The organism is Mesorhizobium sp. B2-6-2 (assembly GCF_006440615.1).
Taxonomy (GTDB): Bacteria; Pseudomonadota; Alphaproteobacteria; order Rhizobiales; family Rhizobiaceae; genus Mesorhizobium.
Genome location: NZ_VFUG01000006.1, coordinates 178,003 through 199,472, shown reverse-complemented (window position 1 = coordinate 199,472; position 21,470 = coordinate 178,003). Strand labels below are relative to the sequence as shown.

Annotated in this window: 18 protein-coding genes; 5 read left to right on the top strand and 13 right to left on the bottom strand. The window is 62.9% G+C overall.

Annotated elements, in window-relative coordinates:
• Window positions 1–3 precede the first annotated feature (3 nt).
• From FJ419_RS15395 to FJ419_RS15365, 7 genes are all read right to left on the bottom strand, one after another.
• Window positions 4–987 (bottom strand): glycosyltransferase family 2 protein, encoded by a 984-nt coding sequence (locus FJ419_RS15395; protein ID WP_140694558.1) that lies wholly within the window; start codon window positions 985–987, stop codon window positions 4–6.
• Window positions 984–3,956 (bottom strand): glycosyltransferase, encoded by a 2,973-nt coding sequence (locus FJ419_RS15390; RefSeq protein ID WP_140694554.1) that lies wholly within the window; start codon window positions 3,954–3,956, stop codon window positions 984–986. Before FJ419_RS15390 ends, FJ419_RS15395 begins: the two co-directional genes overlap by 4 nt.
• A complete protein-coding gene (gene rfbD, locus FJ419_RS15385; protein ID WP_140694545.1) occupies window positions 3,953–4,861 on the bottom strand; it encodes a dTDP-4-dehydrorhamnose reductase in 909 nt (302 codons plus the stop codon). Before rfbD ends, FJ419_RS15390 begins: the two co-directional genes overlap by 4 nt.
• Window positions 4,858–6,036, bottom strand: coding sequence for a dTDP-glucose 4,6-dehydratase (gene rfbB, locus FJ419_RS15380; protein WP_246679218.1), 1,179 nt, complete (start codon window positions 6,034–6,036; stop codon window positions 4,858–4,860). Before rfbB ends, rfbD begins: the two co-directional genes overlap by 4 nt.
• 14 nt (window positions 6,037–6,050) lie before the next feature.
• Window positions 6,051–6,605: a dTDP-4-dehydrorhamnose 3,5-epimerase gene (gene rfbC, locus FJ419_RS15375; RefSeq protein ID WP_140694541.1), complete on the bottom strand. Its 555-nt coding sequence runs from the start codon at window positions 6,603–6,605 to the stop codon at window positions 6,051–6,053.
• On the bottom strand, window positions 6,598–7,488 hold the full coding sequence (gene rfbA / locus FJ419_RS15370; protein ID WP_140694538.1) for a glucose-1-phosphate thymidylyltransferase RfbA: 891 nt from the start codon (window positions 7,486–7,488) through the stop codon (window positions 6,598–6,600). Before rfbA ends, rfbC begins: the two co-directional genes overlap by 8 nt.
• A 221-nt stretch (window positions 7,489–7,709) precedes the next feature.
• Entirely contained in the window at window positions 7,710–8,300 is a 591-nt protein-coding gene (locus tag FJ419_RS15365) for a biotin transporter BioY (protein WP_140694535.1), read from the bottom strand.
• Window positions 8,301–8,520: 220 nt separating this feature from the next.
• Between FJ419_RS15365 and FJ419_RS15360 the strand changes: the two genes are divergently transcribed.
• On the top strand, window positions 8,521–9,429 hold the full coding sequence (locus FJ419_RS15360; protein ID WP_140694531.1) for an MBL fold metallo-hydrolase: 909 nt from the start codon (window positions 8,521–8,523) through the stop codon (window positions 9,427–9,429).
• On the opposite strand, the gene FJ419_RS15355 is transcribed toward FJ419_RS15360, so the two are convergent.
• Together FJ419_RS15355 and FJ419_RS15350 are read right to left on the bottom strand one after the other, a co-directional pair.
• The gene (locus tag FJ419_RS15355) at window positions 9,430–10,215 is read right to left on the bottom strand and encodes a DUF1499 domain-containing protein (protein ID WP_140694528.1); all 786 of its coding nucleotides are present in this window, start codon (window positions 10,213–10,215) and stop codon (window positions 9,430–9,432) included. It lies immediately after the preceding gene.
• An 82-nt stretch (window positions 10,216–10,297) separates the two neighbouring features.
• The gene (locus FJ419_RS15350; protein WP_140694525.1) at window positions 10,298–11,926 is read right to left on the bottom strand and encodes a fatty-acid--CoA ligase; all 1,629 of its coding nucleotides are present in this window, start codon (window positions 11,924–11,926) and stop codon (window positions 10,298–10,300) included.
• A gap of 191 nt (window positions 11,927–12,117) precedes the next feature.
• Here FJ419_RS15350 and FJ419_RS15345 point away from each other — a divergent pair, with 191 nt between their 5' ends.
• Both FJ419_RS15345 and FJ419_RS15340 read left to right on the top strand, forming a co-directional pair.
• Entirely contained in the window at window positions 12,118–12,474 is a 357-nt protein-coding gene (locus FJ419_RS15345; RefSeq protein ID WP_140694522.1) for a hypothetical protein, read from the top strand.
• Between the two features lie 201 nt (window positions 12,475–12,675).
• Window positions 12,676–13,065 (top strand): DUF427 domain-containing protein, encoded by a 390-nt coding sequence (locus FJ419_RS15340; protein ID WP_140694518.1) that lies wholly within the window; start codon window positions 12,676–12,678, stop codon window positions 13,063–13,065.
• 82 nt (window positions 13,066–13,147) lie between these two features.
• On the opposite strand, the gene FJ419_RS15335 is transcribed toward FJ419_RS15340, so the two are convergent.
• The 4 genes from FJ419_RS15335 to ppdK form a co-directional block, all read right to left on the bottom strand.
• Window positions 13,148–13,888, bottom strand: a complete 741-nt coding sequence (locus FJ419_RS15335; RefSeq protein ID WP_140694515.1) for a polysaccharide deacetylase family protein — start codon at window positions 13,886–13,888, stop codon at window positions 13,148–13,150.
• 134 nt (window positions 13,889–14,022) lie between these two features.
• Complete coding sequence (locus FJ419_RS15330; protein ID WP_140694829.1) at window positions 14,023–15,123, bottom strand: glycosyltransferase family 9 protein; 1,101 nt, start codon at window positions 15,121–15,123, stop codon at window positions 14,023–14,025.
• A 310-nt stretch (window positions 15,124–15,433) separates the two neighbouring features.
• Window positions 15,434–16,537 carry a glycosyltransferase family 9 protein gene (locus FJ419_RS15325; RefSeq protein WP_140694512.1) on the bottom strand — a complete coding sequence of 368 codons (1,104 nt, stop codon included), beginning with the start codon at window positions 16,535–16,537 and terminating at the stop codon, window positions 15,434–15,436.
• A gap of 118 nt (window positions 16,538–16,655) precedes the next feature.
• A complete protein-coding gene (gene ppdK, locus FJ419_RS15320) occupies window positions 16,656–19,340 on the bottom strand; it encodes a pyruvate, phosphate dikinase (RefSeq protein ID WP_140694509.1) in 2,685 nt (894 codons plus the stop codon).
• Window positions 19,341–19,554: 214 nt separating this feature from the next.
• Here ppdK and FJ419_RS15315 point away from each other — a divergent pair, with 214 nt between their 5' ends.
• Window positions 19,555–19,899, top strand: coding sequence for a VOC family protein (locus tag FJ419_RS15315; RefSeq protein ID WP_140694505.1), 345 nt, complete (start codon window positions 19,555–19,557; stop codon window positions 19,897–19,899).
• 92 nt (window positions 19,900–19,991) lie between these two features.
• Window positions 19,992–21,416, top strand: coding sequence for a phosphomannomutase (locus FJ419_RS15310; protein ID WP_140694502.1), 1,425 nt, complete (start codon window positions 19,992–19,994; stop codon window positions 21,414–21,416).
• Window positions 21,417–21,470 lie beyond the last annotated feature (54 nt).

Below are 21,470 nucleotides of genomic sequence, written 5' to 3'. Positions count from 1 at the left end.
CTTCTATCTCCCTACTGAAGCAATTGTCTGCAACCGCTCATCTCTCGAAAGCTTCTTCTGTACAAATACCGGCAGAGACGAATACCGTGTACCAATGTAGTGACCCAGTGCGAGCATGCAGTTCACAATTATCTGCCTTACTAGCTGTATATTTGAGATCTTGCGATTCTCCATCGCATATTTAATATCTCTTATAGATAGGCCAGCGGCTGATTTTGCTGCTCTGATCAGATTTGGCGCGAGCTGGTATGAGAAGTATTTACGGAAATTCCTCGACTCATCAAAGCTTCTCTGTAAGCATTCGAATATTCTGTAGTTATGTGAATGGTACACCGTGGCCTCATGAGCGTAGGCTTTGGCGTATCCAGCCTCTATTATTAATTTCGCCCAGAGTTGATCCTCCGCGAATTCGACGTCCGGGTAGGGAATCTTCTCCCAAACTGAGCGGCGCAAGCAGCTATTGTTGTCGGAATAAAAATGTAGGAACTGGCGCCATCCCTCGTCAGCCGCATACTTCTCCCGATTAACGTCGCGATCGACGACGGGCGGATGTGTTAGAAATCCCTCGAAGTGTCGGTCGAGATCACGTTTTGTGAAGGGTGAAGCGTTACTGTACGCGACATGACGCCCGAAGGCGCCGGCAACTCGGTCGTCCTGCTCGACGGCCATCACGAGTTTAGCCAACCACGATTCGTCCAGCGGCTCTGCATCATGTGTGATGAGCGCGACAAATGGTGCGTCACTCGCCGCGATCGCCTGGTTGCGAGTGCGGCCATGACCGAAAGTCTTCGGATCAATGCTGATCAATCGAACATCTGGGAACTGGCCGGCATATTCGGCAGTGCCATCGTGCGATCCCGAATCGATTACGATAATTTCGTACGGCCAGGGCGTTCTCTGCCGCCGCACCATTTCGAGCACCCGAGCGAAGCCAGGCATAGCGTTCTTTGTCGGTATGACGACGGCGCAATGATATACGGGCATCATGCCACCTCAGCTGTTACTGCCAAGGCGATGCGTTCTTTTAATGCTGCTTCGACGATCCGGGCGGAGGCTTCCCAGCTGAAGTCTGAGACATAATCGAGACCGCGCCTACTCATCCGATGGCGTTCGGCCGGCCGCTCCAGCAGATGCTGGATCGCGTTTGCTATGCCCACTGGAGTGGGCTTTGCAAAGGTCATCGAATCAGCAGGGAAGATGGCACGCGTGCTTTCAACGTCCAAATCGACTACCGGAAGTCCGCAGCCCATCATCTCCTTGTTGACGAGAGAGTGATTCGTGGCAGAGAAAACGACACCGACGGCGGCTCTCCGATAAAGCTGCGCAAGGCGTTCTGCATCTAGCACCCCATGGTCTATGCAGTGATAGCCGCGCCTGATGGGCCCCAAATCCACACCGAAGAAGTCGACCTCGAAATTCACTCCACGCTCACGCAAGATGTCCAGCGCTACCATACCTAGCTCCACCGCCCGTCGCGGGGTAGCGAAACGCGCGTAAAACGCGACTCGGTTTGTTGACCGCTCGACGCTTTCATCAAGCTTGTAAACGGATCGATCGTAAGCGAGCGGCCACGACACGGCCCACCGGCCAAACCGCTCCCGCATCAGACCTGACAGCCATTCGCCCGCACAAAGACAGTCGAAATCGAACGTATATGTCGCGTCTGTTAGCAATCCTTCTGATCCAGCAGGGTAGAACAACGTTTCGTAGTCCTGAACGAAATAGAACTTTCGTGCGAACCCGCTCATCGCATTGACCGGATAGCAGGTGAAGCGATCCGTCGCAATTAAGGCATCTCCGGTCAACCTAGGCGTTTCCGACGAGAAGAGATTGATCGCCCCTGAGAACGGTTGAAAGTGATGGTTGACCGTCCGTTTGGCGTCGTCGCCGCTGCTGTGGTGCACTGGATTTTGGATCAGTATTTCTACTTCATGCCCGAACACTTCAAGATAGCGGGCAATGCGAAAAATCGTCATATGCCCGCCGGCGCCAGGTTGAAAATCAGGAATGACCCAAGTGATTTTCAGGCGATCGAAGTCAGTAGGTTTGCGTGTCGATGGCTCTGGCGTTGATTCGTAGTCAACGAATTTCAACAAATGGTCGACACGGCGTTCGATTTCCGCCTTGCCGGCATTGCGCGCTCGATCGATCACTTTCAAGCCAAATCGCGTCATTTCCCGGAAAGCTGTCATGTCGCTCGCTTTTTTTTCGGGGTTGCGATTTTGCCGGTCAGGACCATGCCGATCAGGCGCGATGCGGCGGCCTTCGCGCGCACCGTGACGTATAAAATGAACAAGAGGGTTCACCCCCGCGACAGCGACGTCTGGATACTTAGTCAGGTAAAATAATGAATCGAAAAATGGCGACGGATCACGCCCCTCGTAGGCGCCATGCCGAAGATAGTGCGAAGCCGGATCTACTCCAGCCGTTGCTACATCCGGGTTCCGCTGTCGGTACCATTCTTCGTCGAAAAGACGCGAACCTACAATCAGGGCCCTCTCGCGCGAGAATCTCATTCTGTTTGGTAAACCAGTGAGCAGGTCCACCGACGCGGCGGCCAGCCAAGCCGGGCTCCGTCTCCTTTGAAGAAGCTGCAATCCCCGGTGATCTGCCAAAAACTGAATGATTTGTGCCTGTCGTCGGACGGTATTGAGCTCCTCAACGGCGAGCGTACTTTCTCTACGCGCTGCGTCGGATTCCGTGCGGGCGAGTTCCAACGCACCGGCCAATGCCGCCTCCCTCTCACGGGCGGCAGCGTGATCCCGCGCAAGACGATCCCGTTCCTTGACCCAGTGCACCTCGCGCTCAGTCCAGTCAGCGACCCTTTGTTTAGCCTCGATTGTCAGCCTTTCGATCTCAGCGGCCATTTGCGTAGTCTCGATCGTCAGCCTTTCGATCTCAGCGGCGCGTTCCTTGGCCAAACGCGCGTTCTCACTTGCAACTTTTTGCAGACGAGACTGTGCCTGTGTAGAGATTTGCTGTCGTGCCTGCAGTTCAGGAAAAAACGCTTCGCCGAAGACCGGGGCGACGGCGTCAAACTCAGACTTGATGCGATCAAGAACTTCCATGGCCTCGGAGTCATTCGGGTCTGCCTCCAAAGCCCTGAGTGCCGAATAAGCATCTTTGACCCAGCTAGCGACACGTTCGTCGGCGAACAGCGCGCCATCAGTCGCCGCATGGTGTTGATGGTCCTGGGATATATGGGCATCAATCTCAGCTGCGGCCTGTTCTACCGGCCTTGGCCACGTAACCGAAAGCGCCTTCGCAATCCTGTCCAGCCTTAGCCGCCAGTCCTGCATTATCCCCTCGTAGGAAACGAACGCACGCAGCGAATCTCGCGTCGAGCGCTCCGCGTCCAGTTCATGGCGAAGCCAAAGCAGGGCACCGAAGCCTGGTGTTGAGCGATCCCGTTTGCCAAGCGAAGCGATGACCGCAAGCGGATTGCGACTTGCCAGAACGTACCTCACGTCGATTTTCATCGACTTTAAGATGCTGGCGTAGAGCGGCACGAAACGTGAGATGCGCGGCTCCTTGAGCACCAAAAAAGACGCATCACCATATTCCTCATCGATGAGGCGTGCGATCTCGGCTCTGTAGAATTGGGCTCGTGCGTTCGGCAAGTTGCCGAGATCGAAGCTCCGCCAGTCATCCCACCTGCTGCCCGCTTCTTCCAACATCTGGTCGTGCAACTCGATCAGTTGCGAGGGTTCCCAGTGGCCCGTTGGGTTCGTCGGATTGGCCCCGAGCAAATTCTTCGGCAGTTCCGCGCCAAGCAGGCTGATCGCCCTCGTGAGCGCGCTCGTCCCCGAGCGGTGCATGCCGAGCACCATGATGCAGGTGCGCTTCGCCGGCTTGGTCTTCGGTGACTTAGCCTTCGCGCCCTTCTGCGGCGCCGCTTGATCGGCCGACTGCGCGCTCGCTTCGCGCAGTTGCTCCGGTGCTGGATGCTTGTTCATGCACTCAATGCCTGTTTCGTCTCGCCGCTCCCCAGCCGGCGAACCACCCTCTCAGCCGACACCCGCCACCCCGGCGCCTGCCACCCGAATGCAGCCTCAAACTTCGCACTCGACAGCCGCGAATTTTGCGGGCGCCTGGCCTTGGTCGGATAATCCGCCGTCGCGATCTCGCGCACGCTCGCGTGCGGGCCACCAAACGCCCGGCTTGTGTCGAGGATGTGACGGGCAAAGCCGCTCCAGTTGGTGTCGCCCGCGCCCGCCAGGTGATAGATGCCGAAGGCGGCGAAATTGCTGTCGCCCACCAGCTTCGGCGCCGCATGCAGGATCGCGTCGGCGATGTCGAGCGCCGAGGTCGGATTGCCCCATTGGTCGGCGACGACCGATATCTCGTCGCGGTCGGCGGCCAGCCTCAGCATGGTCCTGACGAAGTTCCTGCCGAAGGGGCTGTAGACCCAGGCCGTGCGCAGGATGAGGTGGCGCGGGTTGGCCGCGGCGACCGCCTCCTCGCCGGCGAGCTTGGAGGCGCCGTAGACGCCGAGCGGCGCGGTCGGGTCGGTCTCGACATAGGCGCCGTGCTTGGCGCCGTCGAAGACATAGTCGGTCGACAGATGGATGACGGGAACGCCGAGCCTTGCCGCGGCTTGCGCCACCTTGCCGGCGCCGGTTGCGTTCACGGCGAAGGCAAGGTCGTTGTCGTCCTCGGCCTGGTCGACGGCGGTGTAGGCGGCGGCGGACACGACGATATCGGGCCTTGCCGCTTCAAGGGCTGCGAGCACCGTGTCGGGCCGCGCAAGGTCGAGCGCCGGCCGGCCGACGGCGACGACCTCGACATCGTCGCGGCCCCGCGCCGCCTCGACCAGGCTTGCGGCGACCTGGCCTTCGCGTCCGGTGACGGCAAGCCTCACGTGGTCACCTTCCGGCTCTCGGCCGCGTTTTCAGCCGGGCTACGTTCGGTCCTTGCGTCGCCGATCGGGGCGTTGCCGACCAGGGCGTTGCCGACCGGGGCGTTCTCGACCGGGCGCACCGTAGCCCGGCCCAGCCGCGCGCCGTCGTAGCGCTGCTCGCGGATCGGCCCCCACCACCATTTGTTGTCGAGATACCAGTCGACGGTCCGGGCCAGGCCGCTGTCGAAATCCTCCCGCGGCGCCCAGCCGAGGTCGCGCGCGATCTTGGAGGCGTCGATCGCATAACGCCGGTCATGGCCGGGGCGGTCGGTGACGAAGGCGATCAGCTCGCGATGGCGCTTGCCGCCGGCGCGCGGGCGCCTCAAGTCGAGCAGGTCGCAGATCGCCTCGACGACGCCGAGATTGGTGCGCTCGGAATTGCCGCCGACATTGTAGCTCTCGCCCGGCCGTCCCCTGGTCGCCACCAGCTCCAGGGCGCGCGCGTGATCCTCGACGAACAGCCAGTCGCGCACATTGGCGCCGGCGCCGTAGACGGGCAACGGCTTCTCGTCGAGCGCGTTGAGGATGACCAGCGGGATCAGCTTTTCCGGGAAATGATAGGGGCCGTAATTGTTGGAGCAGTTGGAAAGCACCACCGGCAGGCCGTAAGTCTCGTGCCAGGCCCGCACCAGATGGTCGGAGGCCGCCTTGGAGGCCGAATAGGGCGAGGACGGCGCATAGGGCGTCTCCTCCACGAACATGCCGCCGTCGAAAGGCAGGTCGCCGAAGACCTCGTCGGTCGAGACATGATGAAAGCGGAAACCGGCCTTGCGCTCGTCGGACAGGCCGCGCCAATATTCCAGCGCGGCGTTCAGGATGCGGTAGGTACCGACGATGTTGGTCTCGATGAAGGCGCCTGGACCGTCGATCGAGCGGTCGACATGGCTCTCGGCGGCGAGGTTCATGACGATGTCGATATCGTCGCGGCGCAAGATCTCCAGCACCGCGCGCTCGTCGCAGATGTCGGCCTGCTCGAAGCGGTAATTATGCGCGTTCTCGATCGGCCTTAGCGAAGCGAGGTTGCCGGCATAGGTGAGCTTGTCGAGATTGGTGACGCGGTAGGCCGGATTGGCGCACAGATGCCGGCACACGGCCGAGCCGATGAAGCCGGCGCCGCCGGTGACCAGGAAATTCATGCCGCCGTCCCTCCTCACGCGAACACCTCCGCCGCGCCCAGCAGCGGCGCGTTGCGGTCCTTGTCCGAAAGCTGGAAGCCGCCCGCGATCTCCGGCCATTTTATGCCGATCGCCGGGTCGTCGAAGCGGATCGAGCGGTCATGTTCGGGCGAATAGGTGTCGGTCACCTTGTAGAGCACCTCGGTATGCGGCACGAGTGTGACGAAACCATGCGCGAAGCCATTCGGCACCAGGACCTGGTTGCCCTTCTCGGCCGATATCTCCAGCGCTTCCCATTTGCCGAAAGTGGGCGAAGAACGGCGGATGTCGACCGCGACATCGAGCACGCTGCCGCGGATGACGCGCAGCAGCTTGGCTTGCGCGCGCGGCGGCAGCTGGTAATGCAGGCCGCGCAGCACGCCGGCCGCGGCGGAATAGGAATGATTGTCCTGCACGAAGGCGAGATCGATGCCGGCTTCGGCGAAGCGCTCCGCATTCCAGGTCTCGCTGAAAAAGCCGCGCGCGTCGCCATGCCGCTTCGGCACGATCTCCAGCACGCCGTCGAGGCCGAGCCGCCTGACCTCAAGCACCGCGTTCCTCCATCAGATCGGCCACCCGCCGGCGCAGATAGGCGGCATATTCGTTCTTGCCGAGCCGCGCGGCACGGTCCAGAACCTTGTCGGCGCTGATCCAGTGCTGTTCCAGCGCAATCTCTTCCGGGCACGCGATCTTGATGCCCTGGCGATGCTCGATCGTGCGCACGAAAGACGATGCCTCGAGCAGGCTGTCATGCGTGCCTGTATCCAGCCAGGCATAGCCGCGGCCGAGGCGGTGGACATGCAACTCGCCACGCTCGAGATAGACATTGTTGACCGCGGTTATCTCGAGCTCGCCGCGCGCCGAAGGGCGGATCGTCGAGGCGATGTCGACCACGTCGTTGTCGTAGAAATAAAGACCGGTCACCGCCCAGTTGGACTTCGGCCTTTGCGGCTTCTCCTCGATCGTCAGGGCCTTGCCGGTGGCCTTGTCGAAGGAGACCACGCCATAGCGCTCGGGATCGTCGACATAATAGGCGAAGACCGAGGCGCCGCCGTCGCGCTTCGCCGCCTCGCGGCAGAGTTGCGACAGGCCGCCGCCGAAATAGATGTTGTCGCCGAGAATCATCGACACGCTGTCCTTGCCGATGAAGTCGCGGCCGATGATGAAGGCCTCGGCGAGGCCGTTGGGCTGCGCCTGCACGGCATAGGACAATTCCAGCCCGAATTCGGAACCGTCGCCCAGCAACGCCTGGAAAACCGGCAAGTCGCGCGGAGTTGAAATGACCAGAATCTGGCGAATTCCCGCGAGCATCAGCACGCTCAGCGGGTAATAGATCATCGGCTTGTCGTAGATCGGCAGTATTTGCTTAGAAACCGCTAATGTTAGCGGATAGAGACGTGTTCCGCTGCCACCCGCAAGGATAATTCCTTTCAAAAAGCTCTCCTTGAACTACCGCGGCCCCCGCCTCGACGCCAAGTTGCCCGTGCTTAGTTTTCGGGCGCTGGCTTGTCAATGTCGGCTTTGACTGCTTCCCGACGTTACTTCATCGCTTTCTATCATCCGGCATAAGGCGGTTTCGAGCGAAATCCGACAGCGCCATGAAAAAGGGCCGGCAGGCGCCTGTCGCCCGCCGGCCCTTTTCTCGTCGATTGTTCTCAGCCGCGCTTGAGCAATGTCCACACGGCCGGCACCAGGCTGGCGGCCAAAGCCACCTTGATCAGGTCGCCGACGATGAAGGGCAGGACGCCGAACTGCCAGGACTTTTCCGGCCCGATGAGCGTGGCCAGCCAGGCAAAGCCCATGGCCATCATGACGACCTCCGCCGCCAGCATGGCGCCGAACAGCTTGAACGGGTTGCGGTCCCAGCCGCGGTCGGCGGCCCAGCCGGCGATCGCCGCCATGACCACGAAGCCGGCGAGATAGCCGCCCGTGGAGCCCAGCATATAGACAATGCCGATGCCCTTTTCCGGCGTGCCCTGGAAGACCGGCAGACCAAAAGCGCCCTCGGCGAGGTAGAGAAGGAGCGTCGCGACGGCAAGGCGCAGGCCGAATGCCGAGGCGATCAACAGCACGGCCAGCGTCTGCAGCGAGATGTCGACCGGGCCGAGCACCACTTTGGTCTTGGCCGAAAGCGTCAGCAGCAGGGTTCCGGCGAGCGCCAGGAAGAGCTGGGTCGCCAGCCGGGCAACACCCCGATCCGGCAGGGTGAGAGAAACAAGCGGGCGCATCGTGGTTGCAGTTGCCATGGTCTTCCCCATTCTGGCTGATTTGCCGGGCGGCTGATTAGCTGGCTCTTAAGGCGCATCGCGTAGAAACGCATTCAGCCGACGCGCTTTAAAATTGTCTCGATGCATGGCGTTCTCCCAAAACCGCTGCGCAGTTTTGGGCGACATGCATTGATTTTCCTATATTGGCTTCCGTATCGGACGGCAATCATTTTGCCGCATCGCAACGGAGCCCGCAGGCATGGCCCTTGAATTCGACACCAGCTTCGATCCCGCCTACGGCCGGGCGGTTTCGGTCGCGCCGGATGTGCTGCGCATCACCGCAAGAAATCCGGGCCCTTTCACCTTCCACGGCACCAACAGCTATCTCGTCGGCAGCGACACGCTGGCAGTGATCGATCCAGGGCCGGAAGACGACGCCCATCTCGAAACACTGCTCATGGCGATCGGCGGCCGACCGGTCAGCCACATCTTCGTCAGCCACACCCATCGCGACCATTCGCCTTTGGCGGCGCGGCTGAAAGAGCGCACCGGCGCGCCAACGCTTGCCGAAGGCCCGCATCGGCCGGCGCGCCCCTTGCGCATCGGCGAGGTCAATCCGCTCGACGCCAGCGCCGATCTCGCCTTCGTTCCCGATGTCGTGCTGGCCGACAATGCGCTGACCGAGGGCGACGGCTGGGCCATCCGCACCGTGCTGACGCCCGGCCACACCGCCAACCACGCCGTGTTCGCGCTCGAGGGAACCGGAACCCTGTTTTCAGCCGACCACGTCATGGCCTGGTCGACCTCGATCGTCGCGCCGCCGGACGGCGCCATGGCCGACTATATGAGCTCTCTCGACAAGCTGTTGGCGCGCGAGGATCACTTGCTGTTGCCGGGCCATGGCGGAGCTGTGACCGCGCCCAAAAGCTTCATGCGCGGCCTGAAGACGCATCGCAAGATGCGCGAAGGGGCGATCCTGGAGCGCATCCGCGCCGGAGACCGGACGATCGCGGAGATGGTCGCGGCGATCTATCGCGACACCGACCCGCGGCTGCACGGCGCGGCCGGTCTTTCGGTGCTTGCCCATCTCGAGGATCTGGTCGCGCGCGGCCTCGTAGCCACAGAAGGCGATCCGGCGATCGACGGCATTTTCAGCCCCGCCGCGTGATCACTCAGCCGGCGCCGCGCCGACCTGCCCGGCGACCTCCTGGTCGAGCTCGCCGAGGAAATCCGTGATGCGGGCGGCGTTGTCGCCAAGGTCGTAGCGGCCGTAGCGCGAGGCCGAGCGCATGTCGACGATGACCTGCTCGCCGTCGTCGGTGATGCGGATGGCGACGTCGGCCGGCAGTCCGAGCACGAAGCCCTTGGCCAGCGCGTTGATCGTCGCTTCGCTCTGGCCGTTGATGTCGGGATAAGGTGCCGTCAATTGCCAGTCGCGGCGGTCGAGCACGGTTTCGACAGCGTCGACGACGGTTTCGAAAGGCAGATTGTAGCTGCGCCCGCTGACCAGCGGATAGGCATCGGCCTGCAGACTCTGCTCGCCCGGGGTCGGCGGCGACAGCTGATTCATGTCGGCGGTGCGGTCGCTGGTGTCCAGCACCGGCGGATCGTCGAGATCGGTCGAGATGTCGCGCAGCGGCGGATAGATCGTCGCCCAGTAGACGGCGACGCCGTAGGGTGCCAGCACCAGCAGCGCCAGCAGCGCGCCGATGGAGAGATCGCGGCCGCCGCGGTCGCCGAAGCTCCAGACCCTCGCCAGGCCGAGACCGGACAGCAACAGAGCAAGCGCGGCCAGCAGCGCCACGAGCGCCAGCACCCACAGGAAAGGCGGCGTCTCGACGAGACCCAGCCGGTAAGCGGCAACGGCGGTGAGTAAAAGGACGAGCGAAAATGCGCCGATCCGCCGCGACCAGCCGGCCGCCCTTGACGTCTGCCGTTCAGGAATAGATGCCATTCTTTGCCGTGTCGCCCCAACCCGGGCCGAGAGTTAGCGGTTTTTGGCGCCGGCTTGAAGCCGAAAGATCGAACATTTTTCGTCAATCCGTCGGCAGGCGGTAATCCTTGAACTGGTCGCGCAAACTGGTCTTCTGGATCTTGCCGGTGGCGGTGTGGGGAATTTCGCCGACGAAGGCGACGTCATCGGGCATCCACCACTTCGCCACCTTGCCGCTCATGAAGGCGAGGATGTCGCCCTTGGTCGGCTCCTTGCCGGGCTTGCGCACGACGACGAGCAAAGGCCGCTCGCCCCATTTGGAGTGCGGGATGCCGATGGCCGCCGCCTCCGCCACGTCCGGATGGCCGACGGCAAGGTTCTCGAGATCGATGGTCGATATCCACTCGCCGCCGGACTTGATGACGTCCTTTGCGCGATCGGTGATCTGCATATAGCCGCTGGCGTCGATATGGGCGACATCGCCGGTGTCGAACCAACCATCCGCGTCGAACTGCTCGGCGCCGGCGCCGCCATAATAGGCGCGGGCAACCGCGGGGCCGCGCACCTTGAGATGTCCGAAGGTCTTGCCGTCCCAGGGCAGCGCGTTGTTGTCGTCGTCCGTCACTTTCATCTCGACGCCGAAGGGCGGGAAACCCTGCTTGCCCTGGACATCGAGCCGCGCCTCGCCGGTCAGCACCTCATGTTGCGGCTTCAAGGTGCACAGCGTGCCCAGTGGCGACATCTCGGTCATGCCCCAGGCATGCACCACCTGCACGTCGTAATTGTCCTGGAACTTGGCGGTTATGGCGCGCGGACAGGACGCCCCGCCGATGACGACCTTCTTCAGGTGAGGCAGCGTCTTGCCGGTTTCCTCTAGATATTGCAGCAGCATCATCCAGACGGTGGGCACGGCCGCGCTGAACGTCACCTTCTCGGTGTCGAGCAGCTCATAGACCGAAGCGCCGTCCATCTTGCAGCCCGGCATCACCAGCTTGGCGCCGATCATCGGCCCGCTCTGGCCGAGCCCCCAGGCGTTGGCGTGAAACATCGGCACGACAGGCAGGACGACATCGCGGGTCGACAGGCCCATGGCGTCGGGCATCGCCGCCATCATGGCGTGAAGGACATTGGAGCGGTGGCTGTAGAGGACGCCTTTCGGGTCGCCCGTCGTGCCCGACGTGTAGCACATGCCGGCGGCTGTGTTCTCGTCGAACGTCTTCCAGGTGAAGGCGCCGTCGGCTTCGGCCAGCCATTCCTCGTACGCGACGGCATTTGCCAGAGACGTTTGCGGCATATGCGCCTGGTCGGTCAACACGATCACCCGTCGTAGCGATCGGACCGCGCCGGCGATCTTTTCCAGGAGCGGCACAAAGGTCAGGTCGACGAAGATCGCCTTGTCTTCGGCATTGTTCATGATCCAGGCGATCTGCTCGGGAAAAAGCCTCGGGTTGAGCGTGTGGTAGATCGCGCCGATGCCCATGATGCCGTACCAGGCCTCGATATGACGGGCCGTGTTCCAGGCGAGAGTCGCGATGCGGTCGCCCAGCCTGAAGCCGTCGCGCTCCAGCCGTTGCGCCACCTTGAGCGACCGATGATGGATCTCGGCAAAGGTGGTGCGCACGATCGGGCCTTCGATCGAACGCGACACGACCTCCCGGCTGCCGTGCTGGCGTTCCGCATGATCAAGCAGCTTATGGCAAAGCAGCGGCCATTCCTGCATCAATCCGAGCATCAATTCCTCCCCTTTGCGCATTCGCGTCATTTGTTTCACGCATTGTGGAACGAACCGGCGGATTGTCCAGCCGTCATAAGTCGAAGCCGGTGGATGGATCGAAGGGCCAGGCAAAACCGCCATAATCCGGCCATCGTCGCCGTTAAGGTTCATTAACGGGCTGGGTGAGATTGGCGGATGGAGAGGTTCGCATGGACGCGCAGCTCGACGATAAGGCCCTCGAAAGCACGCTTGCCGAAAGTCTGGACGATCTGACGCCGGACACCAAAACCGTTTCCGAAGATGAATTTGCCGAAGTCGTCGGCGGCGCGCTCGAGGCCGTCGGCGGAACGCTGCTGTTCAAGATGCGCGTTGAAAACGGCGCCGAGGGAGAGCATGTCGCCGCGGCCTGCATCGGCAACGCCGACAATCGTCAGTTCCTGCTGCTCACGCTGCCGACCACCGGCGGCGCGCTGAAGGTCGAGACGGCGGCGAGAAGCACCAATCCGGTCGCGGGCATTGCTGCCGCCTATGCCGGCCTCATGGATGCCTTCAAGACGGCCGCCTGACGACCTGAAAGCTGACGTTCAATGAATGGTGATGACGCCAAGCGGGACGCGCGCTTGCGCGACGCGCCTGGCCGACACATGTAAGTCTCCCTCGAGAACATTTCACCGTTTCGCGGAAACGACGAAACGTTCTCTCTTCGTTTTGATGCAATTCCTGACGGAAAAACGCACTTTTCCTGGAATTGCTCCAGGAGACCCTTCATGGACAAGCTTGCCAACCCAGCCCCCGGTTTTCAACGCAATCCCGACAAGGTGATCACGGTCGAACCTTATCACGGCACCGTCACGGTCCGCGCCGGCGACAGGATCATCGCCACATCGACTGCGGCAAAGGTTCTCTCGGAGCCCCCTTACCCGGCCGCCTTCTACATCCCGTTCGACGATATCGATTTCGGCAAGCTCGCCCCGACCGACCATTCGACACATTGCCCATACAAGGGCGATGCCAGCTACCGGAGCGCCCAGCCGGCCGGCGAAGCCGGCGAGAATGCGATGTGGGCTTATGAGCATCCGTTCGACGAAATGGTCGAGATCCGCAATCACGGCGCGTTCTACACGAACAAGGTGACGGTCGAAGCCACGCCGGACTGAGCCGCAAAGGGAGGGGCGGTTAGGTCGATCTCGGAAGCATGTGGCCGCCAAATTCAGCCGTCGCCACCCTCGCACCGCGCTCTCAATCCGTGGTGCCGTCATTGCCGACGCCCTCGGCATCGTCGAGGCGCACGAAGGTCATGCCCTTCTGCTTCAAGGCCAGCAGCCCCTGAACCACGCCCTCGCCGGCGGCATGGGTCGGCTGGTTGATGTGGGCGATGATGACGTCGCCGTCCTTGGCGGCGCCGATGCGGCGCGCCGTTTCCTTTGCACCGAGCAGCGAGCCGCCGTCGCCATTGACCGAGAAGCCTGCGATCTTGAAGCCCAGCCCGCGGATCATGGCGATCGCCGAGGGACTGTATTCGGCGGTGGCGCCGCGAAACCATTTTGCCGCAGGGCCGCCCGCGCCGGCCAGGGCGGCGGCGCCGGATTCAACCTCGGCCTGCACGGCGTCCGGACTGCCGGCGCTGCGGATGCCGAAGATTTTCCGCGGCGTATCGACCGCCGGAATGTGGCGGCCGCCGTGATTTTCCAGCTCGAACAGGTCGGGATGCGCCCGCATGATCTCGACGGCCTCGGCATTGCGCTTCAGCCAGATGCCGGTAACGAAGATCGTCGCCGGTATCCTGTTGTCGACAAGCGCCGAAAGTATCCTTGTGTCGGTCTTTCCGCCGCAGGCATCGAGCGTCAGGGCGACGCGACCGCCGCCGCCTTCAACGTCGCGCGGTTTCAAGTGCAGCGTCGGCTCGAGCAGCGTCGCGGCATTGCCCGCCGACGCCGCGAACAGCGCCATCGCGCAAAGGGAGTTTCGAAGCAGACCCATCATTCATTCCAAACCGGCACGCCCGGCATCATCTTCGCGCCGCGCCAAAAACTTGTCTCTAGAAGACCGGCATCTAGGCGAAAATCGGGACGGCAAACAGCGTAAAAACAGCAATCGCGAAAATTTGCTTTCGCCTATACCGCTGCTTCCAGAGACATCTCGGTTCGGGCCAGCAACTGGAGCGCTGACTCGACGACCGCGTCGACCTCCAGGCGCCAGACGCAACATGCCTTGTTGGGGTCGGGCCGTTCGCACAGGTCGCCACCGACGCAGTCACAAGGCATGGACGGGCATACCGCGATGCTCGGCGCGCCGACTGGCCCCCAGTGGATCGGGCTCTGCAGGCCGAACAGGCCGACGACGGGAGTGCCGACCGCGGCTGCCATGTGCATGGGGCCGCTGTCGTTGCCGAGAAACAGCCGCGCCTGCTTGAACAGCGCCGGCAACGTTTCGAGCGGGAGCGCCCCGACCAGGTTGACGATCGGCGTCTTCGCAGTCGCCAGAATCTTCTCGGCCACCTCGTTCTCGTCCGGGCCGCCGACCAGGGCGACGTCGAGACCGGTTTCGGCCGCTATCCGATCGATTGCAGCGGCAAAGCGCTCGGGCTGCCAGCGGCGCCCAGGGAAGCTTGCCCCGGCATGCACCGCGACAAAGGCGTTCGGCCGAAGGTGCAGCTTGTCCAGCAGCGCCAAGGCTTTCGTCGTCTCGAACGGCAGCGGCCGGAAGGCGGGAGCCCGCACGCGCAAGTCGACGCCAAGCGCCTCCAGCGGCGAAAGATAACGATAGAGAAAGTGCTGCTCGCCATAGCCGAACGGCTTGGCCTTCACATTGGCAGGTTGGCGCGCAAACCAATGCAGGGGCCTCTCGGACGGGTGATATCCCACGCGAACCCGTGCGCCGACCAGCCCCAAGATGAACCGCGACGTCTTGGTGTCGGTGATGTCGATGGCCATGTCGAAATGGTGGCGGCGCAACTTAAAGAGCGTGAGAACGAGTTCCTGCAGGCGTAGCAGCGGCGTGCCGCGCATATGGGAACGGCGGAAGGTCACAACCTCCGAGGCGATGCCGTTGGCGGTGAGGAGACCGCCGAAGCGGGCGTCGCAGAGGAAGACGACGCGGGCGTCGGGATATTCGAGCTGCAGGTTCTTCGCCAGCGCGGAGGCAAGAACGAGATCGCCAATGTGCTTCGTCTGCAGGATCAAGATCGAGCGGACCGCGGAAATAGCCCGCAACATCGGTGTCCGGGCGCCGGACGGATCGGAGTTCGCGAAGCTGGGTTGAGATGTCGACATGTGGAACCATCACGCGCATTTTCACGTGATCTTATACAAGACGACACGGTCGCGGACCATCGGACTCTCGCGCGCCGATAGAGCGTTTCATCGTTTCTCGGAACCCGCGAAGAATGCGCTATTTCGTCGTCTTTGACGCAATTCCGGACGCAAGGCTAAGGCGAAGTCGCAGGACCTGACCGTTTCACACGTTTTCCTGGCTTGCGCAAAGAGAGGGACGCGGCCGACGGGCGGTCCGGAATTCCGGCGAATGTCAGACCGCGGCTTCCAGGACTATCTCGGTGCGCGCCAGAAGTTCCAGCGCCGCGTCCACCACCGGATCGACCTCCAGGCGCCACACGCAGCATGCCTTGCTCGGGTCGGTCCGACGGCACAGGTCGCCCCCGACGCAGTCGCAGGGCATCGATGGCCGCAAAGAAATGCTGGGCACGCCGACCGGCGCCCAAAGGACCGGGTTGGTCAGGCCGAACAGTCCGACGACCGGCGTTCCGGCCGCTGCTGCCATATGCATCGGTCCGCTTTCGTTGCCGAGAAACAGCCGCGCCTCCCTGAGCAGCGCCAGCAGCGTTTCCAGCCGCAGCGTGCCCGCCAGGTTGGCGACAGGCGTCTTCGCCGCGGCCATGATCCTGTCGGTCGCCTCAACCTCGTCCGGACCGCCGACCAGGACCACGCGCAGGCCGGTTTCGTGGGCGATCCTGTCGATTGTCTCGGCAAAGCGCTCCGGCTGCCACCGCCGCCCCGCGAAGCTTGCTCCGGCATGGACCGCAACAAAGGCGTTTGGCTGGATCCGGTGCCTGGCGAGCAGCGCCAAGACGCGCGTCGTCTCGAAGGGCAGCGGCCGGATGGCCGGCGCCCTGACGCGCAGATCGATGCCCAGCGCCTCCAGCGGAGACAAATAACGGTAGAGATAGTGCTTCTTGCCGAATCCGAAGGGCTTCATCCTGACGTTGGCGGGTTGACGCTCGTGCCAGCGCAAAGGCCGCTCCGTCGGAAAATAGCCGACCCTGACCGGAGCGTTGACCAGCCCGGAAATGATCCGCGAGGTCTTGGAGTCGGTGATGTCGACGGTCATGTCGAAACGGTGCCGCCGCAATGTGCGCACAATGCGGAAGAGCTCGCGCCCCCGCTCGAGCGGCGAGCCACGCATCCTGGCGCGGCTGAAGGGGACGACCTCGGAAGCTATGCCATGGCCAGTCAGGAAGCCGGCGAAATGGGCTTCGCAGAGAAATACGATGCTGACGCCCGGATATTGAAGCTGCAGGTTCTTCGCCAACGCCGAGGCAAGCACGATGTCGCCGATGAACTTGGTCTGCAGGATCAGGATCGATCGGTAAACGGATGGGGAAATCTGCAACATGGGTTTCCGACACAAATAAATTCGGTGCCGGAAAGTCGCTTGGAACGATGTCGAGATTCAGGGCCGTCACGCGCACGTTCGCGTGACATTGCATACAAAACCGTAAGGTGTCGGGACGTCAGGCGCGTTTTGCCGCGCCCTTCGCCGCCGCCACGGCCGCCTGCGCGGCCGCCAGCCTGGCGATCGGCACGCGGTAGGGCGAGCACGACACGTAGTCGAGGCCGACCTCCTCGCAGAAACGGATCGAGGCCGGGTCGCCGCCATGCTCGCCGCAGATGCCGAGCTTGATGCCCGGCCGCGTCGCCTTGCCCTTTTCGGCCGCGATCCGCACCAGCTCGCCGACGCCGTCAATGTCGAGCGACACGAACGGATCCTGTTCGATGATGCCCTTTTGCCGGTAGGTTTCGAGGAAGGACGCCGCATCGTCGCGCGAGATGCCGAACGTGGTCTGCGTCAGATCGTTGGTGCCGAAGGAGAAGAATTCGGCCGCTTCGGCAATGACATGCGCGCGGATCGCCGCGCGCGGCAATTCGATCATCGTGCCGGTCAGATAATCGATCTTGGTGCCGGTCTCCTGCATGACGCTTTGCGCGACCGCATCGATGCGCGCCTTGACGTATTGCAATTCCTTCACCAGGCCGACCAGCGGCACCATGATCTCCGGCACGACCAGCGCGCCGGCCTTGTGGCCGGCCTCGACCGCCGCCTCGAAGATGGCGCGCGCCTGCATCTCGGCGATCTCGGGATAGGAGACGGCGAGCCGGCAGCCGCGATGGCCGAGCATCGGGTTGAATTCGTGCAGCGCATCCGTGCGCTGCCTGAGCTTGTCGGCCGACACGTTCATGGCGGAGGCGACCTCGGCGAGCTCGGCCTCGGTCTTCGGCAGGAATTCGTGCAGCGGCGGGTCGAGCAGGCGGATCGTCACCGGCAGGCCGGCCATGATCTCGAAAAGCTCGAGGAAGTCCGAGCGCTGCATGGGCAAGAGCTTGTCCAGGGCCGCACGCCTGTCCTTCTCGGTGTCGGCCAGGATCATCTCGCGCATGGCGACGATACGGTCGCCATCGAAGAACATGTGCTCGGTGCGGCAAAGCCCGATGCCCTCGGCGCCGAAAGAGCGCGCCATGCGCGCGTCGGGCGGCGTTTCGGCGTTGGTGCGCACCTTCATGCGGCGCGTGGCGTCGGCCCATTCCATGATGGCGGCGAAATCGCCCGACAGCTCCGGCTGCAGCATGGCGACCGCCCCTTTGAGCACCTGGCCGTTGCCGCCGTCGATGGTGATGATGTCGCCTTTGCGGAAGGTCTGGCCCATCGAGAGCAGCGTGCCGGCCTTGTAGTCGACACGCAGCGAGCCGGCACCGGACACGCAGGGCTTGCCCATGCCGCGCGCCACCACCGCCGCGTGGCTGGTCATGCCGCCGCGCGTGGTGAGGATGCCTTCGGCGGCATGCATGCCGTGAATGTCCTCCGGGCTGGTTTCGATGCGCACCAGGATTACCTTGCGACCTTGCGCCCTGGCGTCCTCGGCATCGCTGGAGGAAAAAACGATCTCACCGGTGGCGGCGCCGGGCGACGCCGGCAGGCCCATGCCTATGACATCGCGCGCGGCATTCGGGTCGATGGTCGGATGGAGCAGTTGATCGAGCGAGGCCGGATCGATGCGGGCGACCGCCTCCTCCCTGGTGATCAGCCCATCCTTCGCCATCTCGACGGCGATCTTTAGCGCAGCTTTGGCGGTGCGCTTGCCGGAGCGGGTCTGCAACATCCACAATTTGCCGCGCTCGATGGTGAATTCGAGATCCTGCATGTCGCGGTAGTGCTTTTCCAGCCGGTCGGAGATGTCGACGAAAGCCTGGAAGGCGTCCGGCATAAGCTTCTGCAGCGACGGCTTGTCGGAGCCGGCGGCAATGCGCGCCGCCTCGGTGATGTTCTGCGGCGTGCGGATGCCGGCCACCACGTCCTCGCCCTGGGCATTGACCAGGAATTCGCCGTAGAGCTGCCTTTCGCCGGTCGAAGGATTGCGCGTGAAGGCGACGCCGGTGGCCGACGTGTCGCCCATATTGCCGAACACCATGGCCTGGACGTTGACCGCCGTGCCCCAGCTTTCCGGGATGTCGTGCAGGCGCCGGTAGGTGATGGCGCGGTTGTTCATCCAGCTCGAGAACACAGCGCCGATCGCGCCCCAGAGCTGTTCCTGCGGATTTTGCGGGAACGGCTTGCCGAGCTCTTCCTCGACCTTGGCCTTGTAGAGCGAAATCACGCCTTGCCATTCCTGGGCCGTCAGGCCGGTGTCGAGCTCATGGCCGAGACTGGCTTTCTGGTCCTCGAGGATTTCCTCGAACACTTCGTGGTCGAGGCCCATGACCACGTCGGAATACATCTGGATGAAGCGGCGGTAGCTGTCATAGGCGAAACGCGCATCGCCGGAATCGGCGGCCAAGGCCTCGACCGTCTCGTCGTTGAGGCCGAGATTGAGCACCGTATCCATCATGCCGGGCATCGAGGCGCGAGCACCGGAGCGCACGGAGACCAGAAGCAGCTTCGATGGGTCGCCAAACCGGCGGCCGGTAATCCGGCCGATATGGTCGAGAGCGGAGACGACATCCGTCTCGAGCCCGCCGGGATAGGTGCGGCCGTTGGCGTAATAGGCGTTGCAGACCTCCGTGGTGATGGTGAAACCGGGCGGCACCGGCAGCCCGAGGCTGCACATCTCGGCCAGATTGGCACCCTTGCCGCCGAGAAGGTTGCGGTCGCCGGCACGGCCCTCGGCGGCGCCGTCGCCGAAGGTGTAAACCCACTTGGTCATGCTTGCCCTCCAGTTCGTGGAAGATAGAAACATCCGGATGATGGCCGTTTCCCGCCTTCCCCGCTCCGAGCGATAGGATGCTGCAGTGCGAAAGGCAAGGCACCGGCAAGCAACCACTGCGGCTACAATCGATTAAGCAAAAGCTGCGTCAAAAAGACTTGCTGGGGGGAAACGACCGATATAGAACATAACGGGAACGCAGTGGAGTAGCGTGATGAAACTCAACGGAAAACTCGACTATCTTGAACTGCCCGCGACGGGCGGCGCGCTGGACAGCGTCAAATCTTTCTACAGCGCCGCCTTTTCATGGTCGTTCACCGACTACGGTCCGACTTACGCCGCCTTTGCCGAAGGGCTCGACGGCGGCTTCCAGGCGGATGCCGGCGAGGCGCCGGCCAAGCCGCTTCCGGTACTTTATTCCGAGAGCCTCGAGGAAACGCTGGATGCGGTGGAGAGCGCCGGCGGCATCATCGTCAAGCCGATTTTCGCCTTTCCCGGCGGCAGGCGATTCCATTTCACCGATCCGGCCGGCAACGAACTGGCCGTTTGGGGACATTAGGAACGACGCGGCTGTTTTTGCTGTTGACAGCCGGGGGGCAGCCGCGCTCATTCCATTGAGCGGCGGCAATCTTCCAACAGCAAAGCAGACTGATGAAATTCGGCTCAAGCGGCGTTCGGGGTTTGGCTTCCGAATTGGTGGGAAGGCCAAGCGGACTTTATACCGAGGGTTTCGCCCGGCGCTTGCGGTCGACCGGATTTCAGCAAGGCAAGGTCTTCGTCGGGCGCGATTTGCGCGACAGCAGTCCAACGATTGCCGAAGACTGCATGGCGGCATTGGCCGCGGCCGGCTTCCAGCCGGTCGATTGCGGTCCCATCCCCACGCCCGCGCTCGCCTTTTACGCCCGCCTGCACGGCGCCGCGGCGCTTATGGTGACCGGGTCGCATATTCCCGCCGACCGCAACGGCATCAAGTTCTATGGGCCGAAGGGCGAGATCGACAAGGCGGACGAGGCCGCGATCACCGCTCATGTCGCGGAACTGTCGGATCGATATCCCTGGCCTGCGGCCCATGCGGACCGGCAAGCCGGCCATGAACAGGCGCTCGCGGCCTTTCGAGATCGTGTCGACGGCATTCTGCCCCCTGGCGCCCTTTCCGGAATGAAGCTCGGCGTCTACCAGCACAGCACGGTTGCGGCGGGGTTGCTGGTCGAGGTCCTGCGGTCCTACGGCGCCGAGGTGATCCCCGTCGGGAAAACGGAAACCTTCGTTCCCGTCGATACGGAGGCCGTCGACCAGGAAACGATGGCGAGGGTGAAAGACTGGGTGCGCGAATTCAAATTCGACGCCGTGCTCTCGGCTGACGCCGATGCCGATCGCCCGCTTGTCATCGACGACAGTGGCGAGCTGTTCCGCGGCGATCTGATCGGGCTGGCCACGGCGCTGTTCCTCAACGCCCACATTGTGGTGACGCCGATCACCTCCAATTCAGGCATCTCCGAGGCTTTCGGATTCGGCGTCAGGAGAACGAAGGTGGGATCCCCTTTCGTCATAGAGGGAATGGACGCCGCGCGGCAGGCAGGCGGCATTATCGTCGGCTTCGAAGCCAATGGCGGGGTTCTTCTGGGGTCGGACTGCGTGGTGAACGGCAAGGTCTTGTCGGCGCTGCCGACACGGGATTCATTTTTGCCGATCCTGGCGGTGCTGGGCACGATGGCATCGTCCGGAAAATCGCTGTCCGGCCTGCGCGAAACCTGGAGGCTTCCGGTCTGCGCCAGCGAACGGCTCGAGAACTTCCCTGTCGAGAAATCGCGCGGCTTGATGCGAAAGCTCGCCGACCGCGACGCCTTGCAGCACTTCCTTGCCCCCTTCGGCAGCGTCTTGGACGTCGATGAGACCGACGGTCTCAGGGCACGGATGACCAGCGGCGAGATCATCCATCTGCGGCCTTCCGGCAACGCTCCCGAATTTCGGTGCTATGCCGAGGCCGCCAGCCATGACAGGGCGCGCGAAATTGTGGCAATGGCGCTGGAACGAGCGCGCGACACCACACTGGCAGATGAATCAGAAGCCATATAACGAAGATGGAGCCAGCGATCGCCGCAGGCTTGGGGCGCGGCCCGCTCTACAATA